18 protein-coding genes are annotated in these 19,879 nt (G+C 70.9%); 5 read left to right on the forward strand and 13 right to left on the reverse strand.

The features are described from left to right. Positions 1-10 precede the first annotated feature (10 nt). A complete protein-coding gene (locus RM1_RS04590) occupies positions 11-1,270 on the forward strand; it encodes an SPASM domain-containing protein (protein ID WP_072750208.1) in 1,260 nt (419 codons plus the stop codon). Positions 1,271-1,276: 6 nt separating this feature from the next. On the opposite strand, the gene RM1_RS04595 is transcribed toward RM1_RS04590, so the two are convergent. The 9 genes from RM1_RS04595 to RM1_RS04635 form a co-directional block, all read right to left on the reverse strand. Continuing rightward, entirely contained in the window at positions 1,277-1,831 is a 555-nt protein-coding gene (locus tag RM1_RS04595; RefSeq protein ID WP_072750209.1) for a dihydrofolate reductase family protein, read from the reverse strand. Between the two features lie 21 nt (positions 1,832-1,852). Then, complete coding sequence (ligA, locus tag RM1_RS04600; protein WP_072750240.1) at positions 1,853-3,946, reverse strand: NAD-dependent DNA ligase LigA; 2,094 nt, start codon at positions 3,944-3,946, stop codon at positions 1,853-1,855. Between the two features lie 99 nt (positions 3,947-4,045). Beyond that, complete coding sequence (locus RM1_RS04605) at positions 4,046-5,068, reverse strand: methionine synthase (RefSeq protein WP_072750210.1); 1,023 nt, start codon at positions 5,066-5,068, stop codon at positions 4,046-4,048. Continuing rightward, positions 5,065-6,153, reverse strand: a complete 1,089-nt coding sequence (mnmA, locus tag RM1_RS04610; protein WP_072750211.1) for a tRNA 2-thiouridine(34) synthase MnmA — start codon at positions 6,151-6,153, stop codon at positions 5,065-5,067. The genes RM1_RS04605 and mnmA overlap by 4 nt, the downstream gene beginning before the upstream one ends. After that, a complete protein-coding gene (locus RM1_RS04615) occupies positions 6,153-7,412 on the reverse strand; it encodes a cysteine desulfurase family protein (RefSeq protein ID WP_072750212.1) in 1,260 nt (419 codons plus the stop codon). Before RM1_RS04615 ends, mnmA begins: the two co-directional genes overlap by 1 nt. A 64-nt stretch (positions 7,413-7,476) precedes the next feature. After that, positions 7,477-8,340, reverse strand: coding sequence for a lysophospholipid acyltransferase family protein (locus RM1_RS04620; protein WP_072750213.1), 864 nt, complete (start codon positions 8,338-8,340; stop codon positions 7,477-7,479). After that, positions 8,337-9,152 carry a GNAT family N-acetyltransferase gene (locus tag RM1_RS04625; RefSeq protein ID WP_072750241.1) on the reverse strand — a complete coding sequence of 272 codons (816 nt, stop codon included), beginning with the start codon at positions 9,150-9,152 and terminating at the stop codon, positions 8,337-8,339. Before RM1_RS04625 ends, RM1_RS04620 begins: the two co-directional genes overlap by 4 nt. A 128-nt stretch (positions 9,153-9,280) precedes the next feature. Continuing rightward, positions 9,281-10,237 (reverse strand): electron transfer flavoprotein subunit alpha/FixB family protein, encoded by a 957-nt coding sequence (locus RM1_RS04630; RefSeq protein ID WP_072750214.1) that lies wholly within the window; start codon positions 10,235-10,237, stop codon positions 9,281-9,283. Between the two features lie 44 nt (positions 10,238-10,281). Next, entirely contained in the window at positions 10,282-11,082 is an 801-nt protein-coding gene (locus RM1_RS04635; protein ID WP_027499175.1) for an electron transfer flavoprotein subunit beta/FixA family protein, read from the reverse strand. Positions 11,083-11,326: 244 nt separating this feature from the next. Here RM1_RS04635 and RM1_RS04640 point away from each other — a divergent pair, with 244 nt between their 5' ends. The 3 genes from RM1_RS04640 to RM1_RS04650 are packed head-to-tail and all read left to right on the forward strand — an operon-like array spanning position 11,327 to position 14,969. Beyond that, positions 11,327-12,166 (forward strand): class I SAM-dependent methyltransferase, encoded by an 840-nt coding sequence (locus RM1_RS04640; RefSeq protein WP_425528661.1) that lies wholly within the window; start codon positions 11,327-11,329, stop codon positions 12,164-12,166. Between the two features lie 32 nt (positions 12,167-12,198). Then, positions 12,199-13,728, forward strand: a complete 1,530-nt coding sequence (locus RM1_RS04645; protein ID WP_072750216.1) for a 1,4-alpha-glucan branching protein domain-containing protein — start codon at positions 12,199-12,201, stop codon at positions 13,726-13,728. Next, on the forward strand, positions 13,725-14,969 hold the full coding sequence (locus RM1_RS04650; protein ID WP_072750217.1) for a glycosyltransferase family 4 protein: 1,245 nt from the start codon (positions 13,725-13,727) through the stop codon (positions 14,967-14,969). The genes RM1_RS04645 and RM1_RS04650 overlap by 4 nt, the downstream gene beginning before the upstream one ends. A gap of 69 nt (positions 14,970-15,038) precedes the next feature. Here the strand turns inward: RM1_RS04650 and RM1_RS04655 are convergent, their stop codons facing one another. Further along, complete coding sequence (locus RM1_RS04655; protein WP_027499171.1) at positions 15,039-15,782, reverse strand: acyltransferase; 744 nt, start codon at positions 15,780-15,782, stop codon at positions 15,039-15,041. A gap of 16 nt (positions 15,783-15,798) precedes the next feature. Further along, positions 15,799-16,074, reverse strand: a complete 276-nt coding sequence (locus RM1_RS04660; RefSeq protein ID WP_143069376.1) for a hypothetical protein — start codon at positions 16,072-16,074, stop codon at positions 15,799-15,801. 330 nt (positions 16,075-16,404) lie between these two features. Here RM1_RS04660 and RM1_RS04665 point away from each other — a divergent pair, with 330 nt between their 5' ends. Continuing rightward, positions 16,405-17,703, forward strand: coding sequence for an outer membrane protein assembly factor BamB family protein (locus tag RM1_RS04665; RefSeq protein WP_072750219.1), 1,299 nt, complete (start codon positions 16,405-16,407; stop codon positions 17,701-17,703). A 25-nt stretch (positions 17,704-17,728) separates the two neighbouring features. Here the strand turns inward: RM1_RS04665 and RM1_RS04670 are convergent, their stop codons facing one another. Then, the gene (locus RM1_RS04670; RefSeq protein ID WP_072750220.1) at positions 17,729-18,889 is read right to left on the reverse strand and encodes a class I SAM-dependent methyltransferase; all 1,161 of its coding nucleotides are present in this window, start codon (positions 18,887-18,889) and stop codon (positions 17,729-17,731) included. Continuing rightward, a complete protein-coding gene (locus tag RM1_RS04675; protein ID WP_027499168.1) occupies positions 18,889-19,869 on the reverse strand; it encodes a class I SAM-dependent methyltransferase in 981 nt (326 codons plus the stop codon). Before RM1_RS04675 ends, RM1_RS04670 begins: the two co-directional genes overlap by 1 nt. Positions 19,870-19,879: the final 10 nt, after the last annotated feature.

Below are 19,879 nucleotides of genomic sequence, written 5' to 3' on the forward strand. Positions count from 1 at the left end.
GCGCTTGTCGATGAATGGACACATTCGGAGATCGGCCACGGTGGCGCTGGCGCTCGCCGCCGCAGCGTTCGTGATCGCACCGCCGCAGGCGCACGGCTTCGCCGAAGACATCTGTTACAGCCAGGGCGGCGCCCCGCCGGACAACTGTGCGCCCCTGCCGCCCCCGTGTCCGGTGGACGACCCGAACGGTCCGCTCTGCGGCCTCGAGGCGTTCGTGCGCTACGGGTACACGCTGCGTCAGCCGCTCGGCGGACGCAGCCTCGTGCATGCCGATTCTTCGTACATCATCGCCCGCACCGTCGGCTTCTCGGAGCGAGATGCGTACTGGATCGCGGCGTACGACGAGGCGACCGACCTTGGCACCTTCGCGCCACGCGACGTGAACGGTCAACCCGTCGCCGACGCCGCCACGTTGACCACCAAGGACATCGGCGGGCTCGTGCGTACGCATTTCGCCACCGGCGGGTTCCTCTTCCACTTCCTCCCGACGATGCCTGGGCCGCTCGCTCCCGGGCCCAGCGGGCTGCGGCCCGATGTCGACGATCCCGCACACGAGGTGATGCTCACCCACGTGCGGCGGTGGGCCATGGCCGGGCCGGGCAGCAGCGCCCCGCTGTGCACGGGAGGGTTCACGAACCGCTCGTCGAACGGCGACTATGCCACTGGCGCAGCGTGTTACGACGACCCGCAGCCTGCGCAGATCAACGGCGTGTACAGCGTGGAGACCCCGGTCGCGATCCCGTTCACCAACACCACAGGAGAGCAGGTCATCTCCGGCGACGTTCGATCGTCGCAATTCGACTCCTGGATCGGCGACGAATCCTGGAATGCGCGGATCGGCATCTACCTCCATGCCCTCGGTGATCGCATCTCGCACCATGTCTGCACCGATGCCGGGACGATCACCCCGCCCGCGCCGGATCGGCAGGAGTTCCGCATCGACCTGAACAAACCCACCTGTGACCAGGGCCCGCACGCGGTCCGCCACGAGTACGAGACCGGGGTGGATTTCGCCGGGCTCGATCCGGAGGATCAGACCACGGAAGCGGCGCTGTCGATGGTCTACGACGAACTCGTCGAGTTCGCGCGGGCCCGCGGAACCCTCGACGCCAGGGCCACAACGCCCACGACCAAGAGCGCACTCCTCGGCGACGGACTGCTGCCGGCCCTGGAGGTCAGGAATCCGGTCGAGCGGATGGCCGCCGTCACCGACGTCGGTTGCCGGTTCGGTGTTCCTGCGTTCCCCGGAAGTCCCGCCTGTCGGGGCTGATTGCGGCTAGCGCGTTCGGTAGTGCAGGAACACCGTGCCGCCGCGGAACCGGTGTTCGTCGACCAACTCCAGGTCCAGGCGAACATCCTGCGGCAGCACCGGGGTACCGCCGCCCACCACGGACGGGACCAGGTACAGCTGCACGTCGTCGACGAGTCCCGCCCGGATCGCACAGGCCGCGAGGCCGGGGCCACCGACCGAAAGGTCGCGCGGCGAGGACGCCTTCAACGCGCGGATCGCCGCGGGATCGAACTCCCGCTCGAGCCGGGTGCGGGAGGTCGACACCGCCTGCAGGGTGGTCGAATACACGATCTTGTCGGCGGACCGCCACAGCTCGGCGAAGTCGTCCGCTGTGCCAGGGGCCGTGTTGCCGACCGCCGACTCCCAGACGGCCATCACCTCGTACATGCGGCGCCCGAAGAGGTAGGTGCCGATCGGGCGCTCACGGTCGTTGACGAAGCCGTGCACCTCCTCGTCCGGCGCGGCCCAGTCGAAATTGCCGTCGCGGTCCGCGACGTAACCGTCGAGCGAACAGATCGACGAGTAGATCAACGCGCCCATGTCGTCCTCCCGCTGTGCCGGCTATCCGGCCGTGTCGACGTCACCCTCCGCGCCTGCCGGCGTCACCGCGTCCGGGCCGCCCTCGAGCAGCAGCCGGAACCCGTCCTCGTCGAGCACCGGCACCCCGAGCTCGATCGCCTTGTCGTGCTTGGAACCCGGGGCCTCGCCCACCACCACGAACGCGGTCTTCTTCGACACCGAGCCCGCGGCCTTGCCACCGCGGATCAGGATGGCCTCCTTGGCGCCGTCGCGGGTGAACCCGACCAGCGATCCGGTGACCACGATCGACAGGCCCTCGAGGTTCCGCTCGATCGACTCGTCGCGGGCGTCCTCCATGGAAACACCAGCCACCCGCCATTTCGCCACGATCTCGCGATGCCAATCCACCGCAAACCACTCGACGACGGCGGCGGCGATGGTGCCGCCGACACCGTCCACGGCCGCCAGTTCCTCCACCGAGGCGCTCTCGATCCGCTCGAGGCTGCCGAACTCGGAGGCCAATGCCCGGGCCGCGGTTGGCCCGACGTGCCGGATGGACAGCGCCACCAGCACCCGCCACAGCGGCTTGTCCTTGGCCGAGTGCAGGTTGTCGAGCAGCCTGCGCCCGTTCGCCGACAGCGCCCCCGCCTTGGTGGTGAACAGCGAGGTCTTCATCAGATCATCGGCGGTGAGCGAGAACAGGTCGCCCTCGTCGGTGATCACGCCGGACTTGAGCAGCTCGGTCGCCGCCTCGTAGCCGAGCACCTCGATGTCGAAGGCGCCGCGACCCGACACGTGAAAGACCCTCTCCCGCAACTGGGCCGGGCAGGACCGCTGGTTCGGGCACCGGATGTCCGCGTCGCCCTCCTTCGCGGGGGCCAGCTCGGTGCCGCACTCGGGGCAGTGCGTCGGCATCACGAACTCGCGCTCGTCCCCGGTGCGCACATCGACCACGGGGCCGAGCACCTCGGGGATGACCTCGCCCGCCTTCCGAATGACCACCATGTCGCCGATCAGCACGCCCTTGCGCTTGACCTCGGACCCGTTGTGCAGCGTCGCGAGCGAGACGGTGGAACCGGCGACGGTCACCGGCTCCATGTAGGCGAACGGGGTGACCCGGCCGGTGCGGCCCACGCTGACGCGGATGTCTAGCAGCCGGGTGGTGGCCTCCTCCGGCGGGTACTTGTACGCGATGGCCCAGCGCGGGGCCCTCGAGGTGGACCCGAGCCGCCGGTGCAGCGCCATCTCGTCGACCTTGACCACCAGGCCGTCGATCTCGTGCTCCACGTCGTGGCGGTGCTCGTCCCAGTACGCAACCCTCGCCACCACCTCGTCGACGCCCCGCACCCGCGCGGTGTGCGTCGACACCGGCAGCCCCCAGGCCGCCAGCGCGGTGTAGGCGTCGTGCTGGGAGGCGGGCGTGAAGCCCTCGATCCGGCCGAGCCCGTGGCAGATCATGCCGAGCCGCCGCTTGGCCGTGACCGCCGGGTTCTTCTGCCGCAGTGATCCGGCCGCCGAGTTGCGGGGATTGGCGAACGGCGCCTTGCCCTCCGCGACCAGTGACGCGTTGAGCGCCTCGAAGTCCTCGAGCCGGAAGAACACCTCGCCGCGGACCTCCAGCAGCGACGGGATCGGGAACTCGTCGCTCGGCGTCAGCACGTGCGGGATCTCCTCGATCGTGCGCGCGTTGAGGGTGACGTCCTCGCCGGTGCGGCCGTCGCCGCGGGTGGCGCCGCGCACCAGCCTGCCGTTCTCATACACCAGGTTCAGCGCGACACCGTCGATCTTCACCTCGCACAGGTAGTGCAGGTCGGAACCGGCGTCGGCCTCCACCCGCCGCACCCAGGCGCGCAGCTCCTCCTCGTCGAAGACGTTGTCCAGGCTCAGCATTCGTTCGAGGTGGTCGACCGCGGTGAACTCGGTGGCGAACCCGCCGCCGACGAGCTGGGTGGGCGAATCGGGAGTGCGCAGATCGGGCCGGGACTCCTCGAGCGCGATCAGCCGGTTCAGCAGGGCGTCGAACTCCCCGTCGGAGATGATCGGAGAGTCCCGCACGTAGTAGCGGAACTGATGCTCGCGCACCTCCTCCGCGAGCCGCTGCCATTCGTCGCGTTCGTCGGAGGTGGCCGCTGACAGTGCTGCTTCGGACCCCTTGGCTGCGTTCTCGTCCACGCCGGAAGGTTATCGCAGGAGGCAGACAACACCGCCGCTCGAGCGAGCCGCCGCTGGTCCGATTCAGTCGAACTCGGCGCCGTCCGCGAATGCCCTCGTCAGCTCGGCGGCTCGACGCAACGCCACCCGCGCCCACTCCGGGCTCGCGCCCGCGAGACCGCATCGAGGCGTCACCGTCACCTGCGTGGCGAGGACCGATCGCGGGAACCCCAGCCGGTCGACGAGTGTCACCGCGGGCTGGGCGAGTTCGCGCCAGCCGGGCGCGGGCTCGGGGCCGAGGGTCGGCACCAGCCCCAGTGCCAGCGCGATGCCGTCCTCGAGCAGTTCGCCGACCCCGTCGAGGTCCGCGACCGTCAGTTCGCTCATGTCGAGTCCGATCATCGCGGCCCCGCTGCGACGCAGCAGCGCAAGCGGCAGACCGGCGGCGCAGGAGTGCACGAGCACCGGCGACTCCAGCCGGTCGATCACCGACGAGAGGAAGGCGAGCGCCTCCGGTTCCGGCATCGCGCGAGGGGTCTGCAGGATCGACACGCCTGCCAGCGAACCGGCCAGCACCGCAGGCAGTCCTGGCTCGTCGAGCTGGACCACGACCGGAGAGCCGAGCCTGCGGGCCACCTCCGCGACGTGCACGCTCAGCCCCTCGGCCAGCGATTCGGCGAGGTCACGCAGCGCGCCCGCGTCGGTGAGCACGCGGTGCCCGCCGGACAACTCGACCTGCGCGGCCAGCGTCAGCGGCCCGACGGACTGGACCTTCACCGGCTGATCGGTGCCCCTGCGCCCGGCGACCTCCCAGGCCTCCTCGAGCGCGTCCAGGTCGCGCCGGAGCAGGTCGCGGGCGCGACGGGTCACCGCACCGGGACGCTGCGCGAGCCGGTAGGCGGTGGTTGAGGTGTCCAGCGGCAGGTCGACCAGCAGCGCGGCCGCGCGGCCGATCATGTCGGCGCCGACCCCGCGGTCGGGCAGTTCCACCAGGTGCGGCAGCGCGGGCAGCTCGCCGACCACGATGGCGGCGGCCTCCCGCGGATCGGTGCCGGGCCAGGAACCGACGCCGGTCGCGACGCCGACCGGGATGGACGGTCCCGTCACCGACGGTCCGTGCCGGTGCCGACGATGGTGCCGCTGCCGAGGACCTCGTCGCCCGCGGGGTCGGGCCGGTACAGCACGACGGCCTGCCCCCTCGCGACGCCGGTCAGCGGCTCACGCAGCTGCACGTCCAGTCCGCCGTCGACCGGCACGACCACGGCCTCGGCCAGTCCGCCGTGCGCCCGGACCTGCACCACGCACTCGACCGGCCCCTGCGGCGCAACGCCGGAGGTCCAGATCGCGCGCTCGGCCGCGATCGACCAGACCTGCAGGCGCTCGGCCGAGCCGACGGTGACGGTGCCGGTCTCGGGCTCGATGGCGGTGACATAGCGCGGCTTGCCGTCGGCCGCCGGGCCCTGCACTCCCAGTCCCTTGCGCTGGCCGATGGTGAACCCGTGCACGCCCTCGTGATCGGCGAGCACCTCACCGGAGTCCGCGTCGACGACCTTGCCGGGCCGGATCCCGATCTTGGCGCCGAGGAAGGCCCTGGTGTCCCCGGACGGGATGAAGCAGATGTCGTGGCTGTCCGGCTTGTCCGCGACCGCGAGCCCACGCTCGGCGGCCTCGGCGCGGATCTGCGGCTTCGGGGTGTCGCCGACCGGGAACATCGCCCGGGACAGCTGCTCGGCGGTGAGCACACCGAGGACGTACGACTGGTCCTTGTCGGCGTCGACCGCGCGGCGCAGCACGCCGTCCTCCAGGCGCGCGTAGTGACCGGTCGCGACCGCGTCGAAACCGAGCGCGATCGCGCGGTCCGCGAGGGCGGAGAACTTGATCTTCTCGTTGCAGCGCAGGCAGGGGTTCGGCGTCTCCCCCGCGGCGTAGGACTCGATGAAGTCCTCGATCACGTCTTCCTTGAAGCGGTCCGCGAAATCCCAGACGTAGAAAGGGATCCCGAGGATGTCGGCGGCACGGCGTGCGTCCCCGGCGTCCTCCTTGGAGCAGCAACCGCGCGATCCGGTGCGCAGGGTCCCCGGCGCCGTGGACAGTGCCAGGTGCACGCCGACCACCTCGTGTCCTGCGGCGACCGCACGCGCCGCCGCCACCGCGGAGTCCACTCCGCCGCTCATCGCCGCAAGTACCCGCATCAGCGTGCCCCTCCCCTGGCCCCTGCGCCTGCCAGACCGGCCATCCTGGCCCGCTCGACCACCTGCGGCAGTGCCGCGATCAATGCATCCACGTCGGCGTCGGTCGAGGTGTGTCCCAACGAGAACCGCAGCGACCCGCGCGCCACGGTCGGGTCGACGCCCATCGCGATCAGCACGTGGCTGGCGCTGGCGACCCCGGCCGTGCACGCCGATCCAGTCGAGCACTCGATCCCCGCCGCGTCGAGCAGCATCAGCAGCGAATCGCCCTCGCAGCCGGGAAAGGTGAAGTGCGCGTTGCCGGGCAGGCGCTGATCGCCGACCGGACCGTTCAGCACCGCATTCGGCACGACCGCGCGCACCCCGGCGATCAGCCGCTCACGCAGCCGGATCAGCTCGGAGGAGCGAGAATCCATGTCCGACACCGTCTTCCGCAGTGCGGTTGCCATCGACACCACCGCCGCGGTGTCCAGGGTGCCCGCCCGCAGGTCACGCTCGTGGCCGCCGCCGTGCAGCAGCGGCGCGCACGGCACCTGGCGGCCGAGCAACAGCGCTCCTGTGCCCTGCGGCCCGCCGAACTTGTGCGCCGCGATGCTGAGCGCGGAAAGCCCACTGGCCCCGAAGTCCACCGGCAGCTGTGCAACGGCCTGCACCGCGTCGCTGTGGATCGGGACGTCGAATTCGGCCGCGACGGCGGCGAGTTCGGCGATCGCCATGATCGAACCGACCTCGTTGTTCGCCCACATGACGGTGACGAGGGCGACCTCGTCGGCGCTCGCCGCCAGCTCGACGCGCAACGCATCGGGGTCGATGCGGCCCAGCCGGTCCACCGGCAGCCAGGTGACCTCGGCGCGCTCGTGCTCCACCAGCCACTCGACCGCGTCGAGCACGGCATGGTGCTCGACGGCACCTGCGATGATCCGGCGGCGGCGCGGGTCGGCGTCACGACGGGCCCAGTAGATGCCCTTGACGGCCAGGTTGTCGCTCTCGGTTCCCCCGGAGGTGAAGATGACCTCCGACGGCCGCGCGCCGAGATCGGCCGCGATGGACTCCCGCGCCTCCTCCACCCGGCGGCGGGCCGCGCGGCCCGAGCCGTGCAGCGAGGACGCGTTGCCCACCGTGGCGAGCACCGCGGTCATCGACTCGACGGCCTCCGGCAGCATCGGTGTCGTCGCGGCGTGATCGAGGTAGACCTGGGATGGCGCGCTGGACCGCAGGGTGACGTCACTGCGGTCGGAGGAGCTCGGGTGGGGCGATGTCATGACCTGACCAGGATAGCCCGTCGCCCTGAGGGCACTGCGACCGCGACTGTGCTGGTAGGCCCGCTCACGCCGCCGCGGTCTGACGGTCCTCCATGCTGTCGAGGATGTCCTGCACGGTCAGGTCCGCGCCGACGATCGCGCGCGCCGCTCGCTCGCAGCGCCGCGCCAACTCCCTGCGGTCGGCGCCCGGCTCCTCCAGCGGCGCGAGCAGCACCTCCACGTCGAGCCTGCGCAGGCCGACCGTCCTGCGCAGCGACGCGGCCAGCGTCTGGTCCCCGACGAAGCAGGCCGTGGTGTCCAGCCGCCCGTCGGGGGTGCAGTACCTGATCCCCACCGGCTGCACCAGCGCGCCTGCCTCGACCGCGGACTGGAACAGGGCGGGGCGGAAGCTGCCGTAGGCACGACCGCACCAGGTGGTGCCCTCCGGGAAGGCCACCACGCGGCCGCCTGCCCGCAGCCGCTCCGCGGCCTCGTCTACCGCGCCGGGCAGCTCGGACAGCCGCGCCCGGTCGATCGGGATGATCCGCATCCGACGCGCCAACGTCCCGAGCAGCGGCCATTCCAGCAGGTCCGCCCTTGCCACGAAGTCTGCGGGCCCGAGCGCGCCGAGCACGAGCACGTCTGCCCAGGAGACGTGCCCCGCCACCACCAGCACTCCCCGTTCCCCCGGTTCGAGGTCGAGGCCGCGCTCGTCGCGCACTCGCAGCCGCACCCCCAGCCCGCGCAACGCCGCCCGCGAGTAGCCGCGCTGCAGCGAGCGGCGCCAGGATCCGGGCAGGGCCCCACCCGCCAGCAGGACGGGCAACGAGAGCACCATCGCCGCGAGCATCGCGCACCGTGCGGCCACCCGGGCCAGACCCGCCCGCTCCGGCGCGCTGGGCAGGCAGCCGTCGCCGCAGGGGCTCGAGGGCATCCAGTCGTGCGTCATCGGACGATCATCGGGACCGCGGCGGCGGCCGAGCGCAGCCGGCCGAGGTAGCGCTCGTCGGCCTCGGCCATGCCGAGCAGGGCCACGAAGTCGGCGACGCCGAAGTCGGGGTCGTGGGCGGGCTCCCCGCAGATCGAGGCGCCGAGGCGCAGGTACCCGCGCAGCAGCGGGGGCAGCACCGGGCGGGCGGGCGCCGCGATCTCGTCGAGGTCGGGCACCGGCCGCAGCGGGCGCACGCGGAGGTCAGGGGCGGTGGCGTGCGCGGCGAGCAGTCGGTCGCGGACCCCGCGCACGTTCGCGCCGGGCAGATCGCTCGGCCGGGCCTGCATCGGCACCGACACGCAGCCCATGGCCCAGCGGTAGCCGGTGAGCTCCAGGTAGTTGAGGATGCCAGCCCACATCAGGCCGAGCACCGAACCGGAGCGGTGGTCGGGGTGCACGCAGGCCCGGCCCATCTCGACGAGCTGCGGGCGCAGCGGGTCGAGCGCGGCGAGGTCGAACTCGGTGGCGGTATAGAGCCCGCCGGCGGCGATGGCGGCGTCCGGGGTCAGCATCCGGTAGCAGCCGACGACCTCGTCGGCCAGCTCGTCGCGCACCAGCAGGTGATCGCAATACTCGTCGAAGTGGTCGGCGTCGAGACCGTCGGAGATGCCGCGGACCGCGCCTTCGAAGCCCGGTTCGGAGGCGAACACCTGGTATCGCAGCCGCTGCGCTGCCACCCGGTGCTCGCGGTCCGAGGACAGCAGCAGGGTGTATCTGGGGACGGTGGTGACGCTCGGGCAATCGTTGATGAGGACCGGCGTTGTCGTCATGCCCGAAGAGTCACCGAGCCGGGCGGCCACCCGGCATCAGGTCGGTGTCGTGTCGATGCAACTTCGGTGAACACGACGGCGGCCCCGCTCCCAACCAGGGAACGGGGCCGCCGAAAGGTGACGCGGGATCAGCCCTTGTGAGCCTTGACCGCCTCGGTGAGCTGCGGTGCGACGTTGAACAGGTCGCCGACGACGCCGTAGTCCGCGATCTCGAAGATCGGGGCCTCTTCGTCCTTGTTGACGGCGACGATGGTCTTCGACGTCTGCATGCCTGCGCGGTGCTGGATGGCGCCGGAGATTCCGAGCGCGATGTACAGCTGCGGGGAGACCGTCTTACCGGTCTGACCGACCTGGAACTGGCCCGGGTAGTAGCCCGAGTCCACGGCGGCGCGCGAGGCACCGACCGCGGCACCGAGCGAGTCGGCGAGCTCCTCGACCACGCTGAACTTGTCGGCGCTGCCGACGCCACGGCCACCGGAGACCACGACGGAGGCCTCGGTGAGCTCGGGGCGGTCGCCACCGACGATCGGCTGACGCGAGGTCACCTTGACGGCGCTCTCGTCCTGAGCCGGCACCTCGACGGTGACCTGCTCGGCGGCACCGGCCTGCGGCTGGGCCTCGACGGCACCCGGACGAACCGAGATGACCGGGACCTCGCCGTTGGCCTTGGCCTCGACCGTGAACGCGCCACCGAAGATCGAGTGCACGGCGCTGCCGTCGGCCTTGACCTCGATGACGTCGCTGAGCAGGCCGGAACCGATCCGCGCTGCCAGACGTCCGGAGACCTCTTTGCCCTCGGTGGTGGCGGCGGTGATCACGGCGGCCGGACCGGCGGACTCGACCAGGGCGGCGAGGACGTCGACCTTCGGGGTGATCAGGTAGCCGTCGATGTCATCGGACTCGGCGACGTAGATCTTCGCGGCGCCCGCGGCGGCCAGCGCCTCGGCGAGCTTGGCCGCGGTTCCGGCCGGGCCCGCGACGACCGCGGCCGGCTCGCCGAGCGCGCGCGCTGCGGTGATGAGCTCGGTGCTGACCTTCTTGAGCGCACCCTCGGCGTGCTCGACGAGCACAAGTACTTCTGCCATTGCTGTCTTCTCCTACGTGTGGGTCTGCTGGTTGAGGGGCGCGATCAGATGATCTTCTGGCCGACGAGGTAAGCGGCGATCTTGCTGCCGCCATCGCCCTCGTCGGTGACGCGCTCGCCAGCGGTACGCGGGGGCTTGGGGGTGGACGCGGTGACGGTGGTGCCCGCGTTCGCGACGCCAACGGTCTCCGGGTCGACGCCGAGGTCGGCGAGGGTGAGGACCGAGACTTCCTTCTTCTTCGCGGCCATGATGCCCTTGAAGGACGGGAAGCGCGGCTCGTTGATCTTCTCGGTGACCGAGACGATGGCGGGCAGGGTGGCCTCGAGGCCGAAGATGCCCTCGTCGGTCTCGCGCTCGCCGGTGACCTTGCCTTCGGCGACGGTGAGCTTGCGCAGCTGGGTGAGCTGCGGGATGCCGAGGTACTCCGCGATGATGGCCGGAACGGCGCCGACGCGGCCGTCGGTGGCCTCGTTACCGGCGATGATCAGGTCGGCCGGCTCCTCGTTCTCGAAGCCGATCTGTCCGAGCGCGGCGGCCAGCGTCCAGCCGGTCTGGATGGCGTCGGAGCCGTGCAGGGCCGGGTCGTTGATGTGAACGGCCTTGTCGGCACCCATGGACAGCGCCTTGCGGATGGCATCGGTGGCGCGGTCCGGGCCGGCGGACAGCACGGTCACCTCGCCCCCCTGTGCCTCCTTGATGAGCAGGGCCTCCTCGACCGCGCGCTCGTTGATCTCGTCGAGCACGGCGTCCGCGGCCTCGCGGTCCAGCGTGAAGTCACCATCGGTGAGCTTGCGCTCGGACCAGGTGTCAGGAACCTGCTTGATCAAAACGACGATGTTCGTCATGGGTCTTCGTCGACCTCCTGTGTATTTCTGCCTGATGATCGAGAGCAGCTCCACGTCGAGGAGGAGCGCTCGCGTAACCGTCTCGTTCGCACGTCGGGTGTGCGTCAGATTACCCCATGTTAAGTTACCCGTTAGTAACTTGGGTGGGAAACCTCGTCCACCATAACGGCCAGGAGGATCATTCATGCCTGTGATGTGGACCACCCCGACCAGTTCTGACACCGAGGGCACTAACCTCCCAACGGTGAGCGATTCATCTGTCTCGACCCCGGCCATGTCCGTCGACGCCGACAACCACCCGACGGCTGCCGAGGCGACCCCGCAGCCGAGCGAAGCGACCCTGCCGCTGACCGGCGAGCGCACCGTCCCCGGCGTGCCCGAGGAGAACTACTGGTTCCGCCGTCACGAGGTGGTGTACCGGCAGCTGCTCGAGCGCTGCGCAGGCCGCGTCGTTCTCGAGGCCGGGTCCGGAGAAGGCTACGGCGCCAACATGATTGCCGATGTCGCCGACAAGGTCATCGGGCTCGACTACGACACCTCCGCCGTCGAGCACGTGCGCGCCCGCTACCCGCGCATCGACATGCGTCAGGGCAACCTCGCCGACCTCCCGCTGTCCGACGCCAGCGTCGGGATCGTCGTCAACTTCCAGGTGATCGAGCACCTGTGGGACCAGGCCCAGTTCCTGGCCGAGTGCTACCGCGTGCTGACCCCCGGCGGCGAGCTGCTGATCAGCACCCCGAACCGGATCACCTTCTCCCCCGGCCGGGACACCCCGCTCAACCCGTTCCACACCCGCGAGCTCAACGCCGCCGAGATGACCGAGCTCCTCGAGGAGGCGGGCTTCGTCGTCGACCTGATGACCGGCGTGCACCACGGCCCCCGCCTGCGCGAGCTCGACGCCAAGCACGGCGGCTCCTTCATCGACGCCCAGATCGACCGCGCGCTGGCGGGCGAGCCGTGGCCCGCGGACCTCGTCGCCGACGTCGAGGCCATCACCGTGGACGACTTCGTGCTCACCGAGCCCGACATCGACGCCAGCCTCGATCTGGTTGCCATCGCACGGAAGCCGGCGGTGTCCGGGTGAACAAACCGACAGGAGTCGCGCAGGAACCGGGCATGTTCTGCCTGGTCCTGCACTCACACCTGCCGTGGTTGGCAAACCACGGCAGGTGGCCCGTCGGCGAGGAATGGCTCTACCAGTCCTGGGCGGCCACCTACCTGCCCGTGGCCCGCGTGCTGCGCACGCTCGCCGCGGAAGGCCGCACGCGGCTGCTCAGCCTCGGCATCACCCCGGTGCTGGCGGCCCAGCTCGACGACCCGCACTGCCTGGCCGGGATGCACCACTGGCTGGGCAACTGGCAGCTGCGCGCCCACGAGGCCGCGGGCATGCGCGACCAGGCGCACCGCGACCTCGGCGCCCGCGAGCACCGGCTCGCCGCGGAGGCGCTGACCGACTTCGAGGAGCGCTGGGCGCACGGCGGCTCGCCGGTGCTGCGCGGGCTCGTCGACGCCGACGCCATCGAACTCCTCGGCGGACCGCTTGCCCATCCGTTCCAGCCGCTGCTGCATCCGCGACTGCGCTCGTTCCAGCTCACCGAGGGCCTCGCCGACGCGGAGGCGCGTTGGGGCACAAAGCCCTCCGGGATCTGGGCGCCCGAGTGCGGCTACACACCCGGGATGGAGCGGGAGTACGCCGCCGCGGGCGTGCAGCACTTCATGGTGGACGGCCCGTCGCTGCGCGGGGACACCTCCCTCGGCCGCCCGGTCCGCGAATCCGACGTGGTGGCCTTCGGCCGCGACCTGCAGGTCTCCTACCGGGTGTGGTCGCCGAAGTCCGGCTACCCGGGTGACGGCGCCTACCGCGACTTCCACACCTACGACCACGACACCGGGCTCAAGCCCGCACGGGTCACCGGCCGCACCGTCGACTCGAAGGACAAGGCACCGTACGACCCCGAACTCGCGGCCGCCGCCATCGACCGGCACGTCGCGGACTTCGTCGACACGGTCCGGTCGAGGATGCGCTCGGAGAGCGAACGCATCGGCAGGCCCGCGCTCGTGGTGGCCGCCTTCGACACCGAGCTGTTCGGGCACTGGTGGTTCGAGGGCCCGCAGTGGCTGGAGAAGGTACTGCGCGCGCTGCCGGAGGCGGGCATCCCGGTCGGCACCCTCGCCGATGCCAGGGCTGCCGGCTTCGTCGGCGAACCCGTCCAGCTCGCCGACTCCTCATGGGGCAGCGGCAAGGATTGGCGGGTCTGGGCGGGCGATCAGGTCGCCGACCTGGTCCAGCTGAATGCCGAGGTGGTGCAGACCGCGCTGGACGCGGTGGACAAGGCCCGCGGCGCGCAGCGCGCGCCCGGCCGGCCGGAGCTGCGGGATCGGGTCAACGACCAGATCCTGCGCGAGGCCATCATGACCGTGCAGAGCGACTGGGCGTTCATGGTCAGCAAGGACTCCGCGGCGGGGTACGCCCGCGACCGCGCGCACCTGCACGCCCACGCCACCAGGGAGATCGCGGGCGCCGTCGCCGCAGGCCACCTCGACCGGGCGCGGCAACTGGCCGACGGCTGGAACCACGCCGACGGGCTGTTCCCCTCGCTGGACGCCCGGCGACTCCCCGACGAAGCGATCGGTGGTCCCGCATGAAGGTCCTGATGGTGTCCTGGGAGTACCCGCCGGTGGTCGTCGGCGGGCTCGGCAGGCACGTGCACCACCTGGCCACCGAGCTGGTGCAGGCCGGCCACGAGGTGGTCGTGCTCTCGCGGCGCCCGACCGGCACCGACGCGTCAACCCACCCGACCATCACCCACATCTCGGAGGGCGTGCTGGTGGTGGCGGTCGCCGAGGACCCGGCGCACTTCGTGTTCGGCGAGGACATGCTGGCCTGGACCCTGGCGATGGGACACGCCATGGTGCGCGCGGGCGTCGCACTCGGCAAGCCCGGCGTCGGCGACGGCTGGCAGCCCGACGTCGTGCACGCGCACGACTGGCTGGTCGCACACCCCGCCATCGCGCTCGCCGAATACTTCGACGTGCCGCTGGTCTCCACGCTGCACGCCACCGAGGCAGGCAGGCACAGCGGCTGGATCTCCGGGACGATCAACCGTCAGGTGCACTCCGTGGAGTGGTGGCTGGCCAACGAGTCGGACTCGATCATCACCTGCTCGGCGTCGATGGAGGAGGAGGTCACCGAGCTCTACGGCCCGCAGTTGCCGCCGATCACGGTGATCCGCAACGGTATCGACGTCACCACCTGGAACTACCGGGAGCGCGCGCCACGCTCCGGCCCGCCGCGACTGCTGTTCGTCGGCAGGCTCGAGTACGAGAAGGGCGTGCAGGACATCATCGCCGCGCTGCCCCGGATCCGTCGCAGCCATCCGGGCACCACCCTGGCCGTCGCGGGCGAGGGCACTCAGTTCGAGTGGCTGCAGCAGGAGGCACGCTCCAACCGGGTCCTGCGCTCGGTGACCTTCCTCGGCAGCCTCGACCACACCGAGCTGCTCGGCTGGCTGCACGCGGCGGACGCGATCGTGCTGCCCAGCCGGTACGAGCCGTTCGGCATCATCGCGCTCGAGGCGGCGGCGGCGGGCACCCCGCTGGTCACCTCCACCGCGGGCGGGCTCGGTGAGGCCGTTGTCGACGGCGTCACGGGCATGTCGTTCCTGCCTGGCGACGTCGAGGGACTGACGTCGGCGGTGCGCGAGGTGCTCGACGACCCCGCGGCCGCGCAGCGGCGGGCGGAGGCGGCCAGGGAACGGCTCACCGCCGACTTCGACTGGCACAGCGTCGCGGTCGACACCGCGCAGGTCTACCTGAGCGCCAAGCGCCGGGTGCGACACCCTTTGGCACGCCCCGACATCCCCCAGCGGCCGCTGCCCGGCCGGTAGGCGGCTCCGCCGCCTGTGCGCGGTTGACGAGTGCAGGCACTCGTCAACCGCGCACAGGCGCGCAGCGCCTCAGCCCGCTGCCGCGGCCTTCTTGCGCTCGATGTCCTCGAGGGCGGCGATGTACTTGGCCCGCTCGGCCGCCCCGGCCTCCCAGGCCTCCTTGCGGTTCTTGACGACCTTGACGGGCGCCCCGACCGCGATGCTGTAGTCCGGGATCTGGCCCTTGACCACCGCGTGCGCGCCGAGCACACACCCGCGGCCGACGATCGTGTTCCGCAGCACGGTCACCTTGGCGGCGATCCAGGTGTCCGGGCCGATGCGAACCGGGCCCTTCACGATGCCCTGGTCCTTGATCGGGACGTTGACGTCGTCCATCCGGTGGTCGAAGTCGCAGATGTAGCACCAGTCCGCGACCAGGGTGGAGGCACCGATCTCGATGTCGAGGTAGGTGTTGACGACGTTGTCCTTGCCGAAGACGACCTTGTCGCCGATACGCAGGGAACCCTCGTGGCAGCGGATCGCGTTGCCGTCGCCGATGTGCACCCAGCGGCCGATCTCGAGCCGCGACAGTTCGGGGGTCGAGTGGATCTCCACGTTCTTGCCGAGGAAGACCATGCCGCGCAGGATCACGTGCGGGTTCGCGAGCTTGAACTTGGCCAGCCGGTAGTAACGCACCAGGTACCAGGGCGTGTACGCCTTGTTCTCGAGCACCCATCGCAGGGAATCGCGGGTCAGGAACTTCGCCTGCTCGCTGTCGGTCCGACGTGATCCCCGCCACCTCGTGCGCAACGGTGCGCCCCACATGCTGGTCATGCCATGCAGCCTACGGTCAGCGAATGTGCGCCCCGCGACGGCCCACTCCGCCCCCACCGCTGAGCCATCCGCCGCCACCCAACAGCGCCGCGACCAGCGCCGCCGTCACCGCGACCACGATGACCGCGAGCAGGGAGGACGTCATCACGCCGATCAACGTCGCGGCGCCGACGATCAGGCCGACGACGATCACGACCCCCGCCTGTGGCGTACCGAGCAGGTGATTGTCGTTCGCGTCGACACGCGGCGAACGACGCGGCGCGCTCAAATCCTCACCCCCGGACCCTTCCATGTCGCCATTCAAACACAATTGCGACCGGAATTGTGCGGTTCCTTCGGCTAATTACCCGCAATTCGATACGAAACGTACCGAAATAACGTTCCAATCACGGGACGCTTCGGACCTGCTCCGTCGCGCCACAATTGGACGCTTGTGATCGGGCGTCCATTGAATTCTGAATCATTCCAGATTTCACATGCGGGCCCCGACCGCCGTTCGGAACCCTCGATTGTCCTGCGTTCAACGGATAGCCGATCCGCATTCTGCGGAGGGGCGGGTTCGCGCCCCTCGGCGGCAGGCCGGATAGTCTGCACCGAGCGAAATCCACACGAGGAGTGTTGAATGCGGCGTGTTCTCCGGTCGGCAGCGGTGTCGCTGACGGCAGTTTCGGCGCTGATCATCGGCGGCTGCAGCGGCGCACCACCGCTCGACGACGCCTACGCCCCGCACGGATGGCCCGCCGCGCACGCGGACGCCCGCAACAGCGGCACCAGCCCCGCCGAGGGGGCCCGCTCGATCTCCTTCGACTGGTCGCGCCCGATCGGCGCACCGACCGCGACGGCCGCCTCGGTCGCGTCGAACGGCCAGATCTTCGTCACCTCGCGCAGCGAGAACGGCTGCAACCTCTACTCGTTCGAGATCGAGAGCGGCCGCAAGCGCTGGTGCAACCGGCTCGGCCCCGGCGTCGCGGTCTCGACCCCGCTGGTCGACCGCGTCACGAACGTGTACGTCGGCGAGGACGGCGCCATGAACTCGTTCAACGAACACGGCCAGCTGCGCTGGCGCACCGTGGTTAGCGGGACGCCGCTGTCCGCCCAGTTCACCGCCGACGGAAACCTGCTGTTCGTCACGCACTTCGGCGTCGTCTCGGTGCTCAGCACCCAGACCGGCAAGGAGATAGTGCCGTCGTACCAGCTGATCCCGACGCCGACCTACGACACCGCCAAGGATCTCCCGCTGCCGCCTGCCGCGCAGGGACTCGAGCAGTGCTTCTTCGGCGCCCCCGAGTGCCCCGTCTCGACCGCCGCTGCGATCGACCTCGCCACCGGAAGGTTCTTCCTCACCGTCTGGCGACCGGGCCGCCCGCACGCCGAGCTGGTCGGCCTGCGGTACGCCGACGGCCGGATCACCGAGGACTGGTCCTCCGACGCGCTGCCCGGCGGCGTGACGTCCAGCCCGGTGATCTCCGCCGACGGGACGACGCTGTACGCGAACGACAACAAGGGCGCGCTGTGGGCGCTCGATGCCGAGACCGGCGCGCCCCGCTGGAACCACGACCTCGGGTTCGCCGCCGCGGGCAGCCCCTCCGTGGCCGCGGACGGCCTGATCATCCCGGCCGGCTCCGACAAGGGCCGCCTGCTCGCACTGGAGGACAAGGGCGACCACGCCGAGTTGCTGTGGGAGCGAAAGGACCTCGTCCAGCTCGGCGTCCCGGCGCAGACCGGCGGCGCGACCGGCTACACGGTGGTACGTGAGGGCGAGACCGGTCTCGCGGTGCTCACCTTCGACACCGACACCGGCGAGACGCTCGACCAGGACACCCTGCCGGGCGCCGAGGGCTTCACCGTCGGCACGTCGATCGGCCCCGGCGGCGAGGTCGTCACCCCCACCCTGATCGGCGAGGTGTTCGTCCTCCGCTAGCCCGCACCGCGACCGGGGTCCGGGTTCAGGCCCGGACGCCCGCGGCGCAGACGAACGCGACCGGGGTGCGACCGATCCGGGTCAGCACGACGCTCAGCGACGCCGAGCCGCGCAGCTTCAGCCTCGGGCGCAGCACCGCCGGGTCCACGTCGACCCCGCGCACCAGGATCTCGGCCACCCCGCAGTCGAGGCGCGCGAGCTCCTGGCGCAGCGCCTTCTCCGAGTACTTGAGCTGCTCGATGATCCGGAAACCGCGCACGCCAGCAGGCACCGCGTCGCCGGTGAGGTACGCGATCCGCGGGTCGAGCTGCCAGAGCCCGTGCCTGGCCGCGTAGTGCCGCACCAGGCCCGCGCGCACCACCGCCCCGTCCGGGTCGACGATCCACTCCCCCGGTTCGCGTTCGGGGATCTCGTCCGGTTCGGCATCGGTGAGCTCCCAGGCCGTGTCCGCGGTCAGCACGGTCGCGCGACGGTGAACCCCGGCCCCGGCCAGCCCGGGCGACCAGAGGCAGGCCTCGCGCACGCCCCCGTCGAGCGAGACGATCTCCACCTCGCCCGGCCACTCCAGCGCGTCATAGTCCAGTCCTGGCGCGCATTTCACCGACAGGTCGCGACCGCGGTACGCCTCCAGCAGGTCCGGCAGCGGCGGCTGCAGCGCGGCCGGGTCGTGTCTGCGCCTGCCGCCCGCCCGCCTGGCCGGATCGGCGAGGACGACGGTGTCGCGGGTGCACGGCACCAACGCGTCCGCGCGGACGACCGTCGCGCCGGGCACGTTGTGTTGCGCCATGGCGAGGCGAACCGGGTCGAGGTCGCTGCCGATCACCGTGCTCGCGACGCCGACAAGGGCGGACAGTTCCGCGCCCACCGAGCAGGTCACGTCGTGCACCGCCCGGCCCGCCACCCGGTCGGCCCGCCTGCGCGCGACCGAGGACGGCGTCGTCTGCTGCAGCGCGTCGTCGGTGAACAGCCAGTGTCTGCCGCCGTCGATTTTGCCGACGGCCCTGCGCCGCAGCAGCACCGTCTCGACCAGGGCACCGGAGCGGTCGGCAAAACGCGCACGCACCCGGCCGATGTCGGCCAGGTGCGTGCGCGTCGAGAGTTCGAGCCGATCCACCTCGGCGAGGGCGGCGATGCCGTCCTCGGACGTCAGGTACCGCACGTCCTCCCGGGTGAACTCGTACCCCACTACTTCGGTTCGGGCTTGACGCCGGTGATCATCACGTTGTAGAAGAAGCCACGCGGCACGACGTGCTTGAGGACCTTCTCGTCCACCCAGCTGAGCGTCTTCCAGCCGCCGAAGGCGAACCGGCCCCAGCCCCAGCCCAGCTTCTCCGGCGGCACGGCGGCCTCGAAGGTCCGGACCGGCCAGCCGAGCAGCGCCGCGGCGAACTCCTCGGTCGCGGCGTGCACCTGGGTGGCGCCCGCCGACTTGGCCATGTTCTCCAGATCCGTGGGATCGAAGGTGTGCAGGTCGACGACGGCCTCGAGCGCAGCGGCGCGGGAGGACTCGTCGAGCTCGGCCTGCGGGCGACGCCAGTCGGCCAGGAACGGCAGCTTGGTGACCCGGGTGGTGGCCTCCCACGTCGCGCGGCCGAGCCAGCGTGCGTAGAAGTTACCGATGGTGGTCGGCTCGCCCGCGAAGACGAAGCGGCCGCCCGGCTTGAGCACCCGCAGCACCTCGCGCAGCGACTGCTCCACATCGGGGATGTGGTGCAGCACGGCGTGACCGACCACGAGATCGAACGTGTTGTCCTCGTACGGGATGGTCTCCGCGTCGGCGACCCGGCCGTCGACCGGGAGGCCGAGGCCCTCGGCGTTGCGCAGCGCCACCTTCACCATGCCCGGCGACAGGTCGGTCACCGATCCGGTCTTGGCGACCCCACCCTGCATCAGGTTGAGCAGGAAGAAGCCGGTGCCACAGCCGAGTTCGAGCGCGCGCTCGTACGGCAGCGGCTGGTCGCCTGCAACCGCGTCGAACCGGCCACGGGCGTAGTCGATGCAGCGCTCGTCGTACGAGATCGACCACTTGTCGTCGTACGTCTCGGCCTCCCAGTCGTGGTACAGGACCTGGGCGAGCTTGGTGTCCTTGAGCGCGGCTTCGACCTCTTCGGCCGTGGCGTGCGGGTTCGGCGCGGGATCCATCCCGTCCTTCGGGCTTGCAGTCATGGGTGAGAGC

Source organism: Rhodococcus maanshanensis NBRC 100610, assembly GCF_001894865.1.
In the GTDB taxonomy this organism is placed as follows: domain Bacteria; phylum Actinomycetota; class Actinomycetes; order Mycobacteriales; family Mycobacteriaceae; genus Rhodococcus_G; species Rhodococcus_G maanshanensis.

Bases quoted from the DNA above. Each gene is read 5' to 3' on its own strand.
- RM1_RS04590 (WP_072750208.1), top strand. From the start codon at position 11: ATGAATGGACACATTCGGAGATCGGCCACGGTGGCGCTGGCGCTCGCC.
- RM1_RS04595 (WP_072750209.1), bottom strand. From the start codon at position 1,831: ATGGGCGCGTTGATCTACTCGTCGATCTGTTCGCTCGACGGTTACGTC.
- mnmA (WP_072750211.1), bottom strand. From the start codon at position 6,153: ATGCGGGTACTTGCGGCGATGAGCGGCGGAGTGGACTCCGCGGTGGCG.
- RM1_RS04615 (WP_072750212.1), bottom strand. From the start codon at position 7,412: ATGACATCGCCCCACCCGAGCTCCTCCGACCGCAGTGACGTCACCCTG.
- RM1_RS04620 (WP_072750213.1), bottom strand. From the start codon at position 8,340: ATGACGCACGACTGGATGCCCTCGAGCCCCTGCGGCGACGGCTGCCTG.
- RM1_RS04625 (WP_072750241.1), bottom strand. From the start codon at position 9,152: ATGACGACAACGCCGGTCCTCATCAACGATTGCCCGAGCGTCACCACC.
- RM1_RS04630 (WP_072750214.1), bottom strand. From the start codon at position 10,237: ATGGCAGAAGTACTTGTGCTCGTCGAGCACGCCGAGGGTGCGCTCAAG.
- RM1_RS04635 (WP_027499175.1), bottom strand. From the start codon at position 11,082: ATGACGAACATCGTCGTTTTGATCAAGCAGGTTCCTGACACCTGGTCC.
- RM1_RS04645 (WP_072750216.1), top strand. From the start codon at position 12,199: ATGTTCTGCCTGGTCCTGCACTCACACCTGCCGTGGTTGGCAAACCAC.
- RM1_RS04650 (WP_072750217.1), top strand. From the start codon at position 13,725: ATGAAGGTCCTGATGGTGTCCTGGGAGTACCCGCCGGTGGTCGTCGGC.
- RM1_RS04655 (WP_027499171.1), bottom strand. From the start codon at position 15,782: ATGACCAGCATGTGGGGCGCACCGTTGCGCACGAGGTGGCGGGGATCA.
- RM1_RS04660 (WP_143069376.1), bottom strand. From the start codon at position 16,074: ATGGAAGGGTCCGGGGGTGAGGATTTGAGCGCGCCGCGTCGTTCGCCG.
- RM1_RS04665 (WP_072750219.1), top strand. From the start codon at position 16,405: ATGCGGCGTGTTCTCCGGTCGGCAGCGGTGTCGCTGACGGCAGTTTCG.
- RM1_RS04675 (WP_027499168.1), bottom strand. From the start codon at position 19,869: ATGACTGCAAGCCCGAAGGACGGGATGGATCCCGCGCCGAACCCGCAC.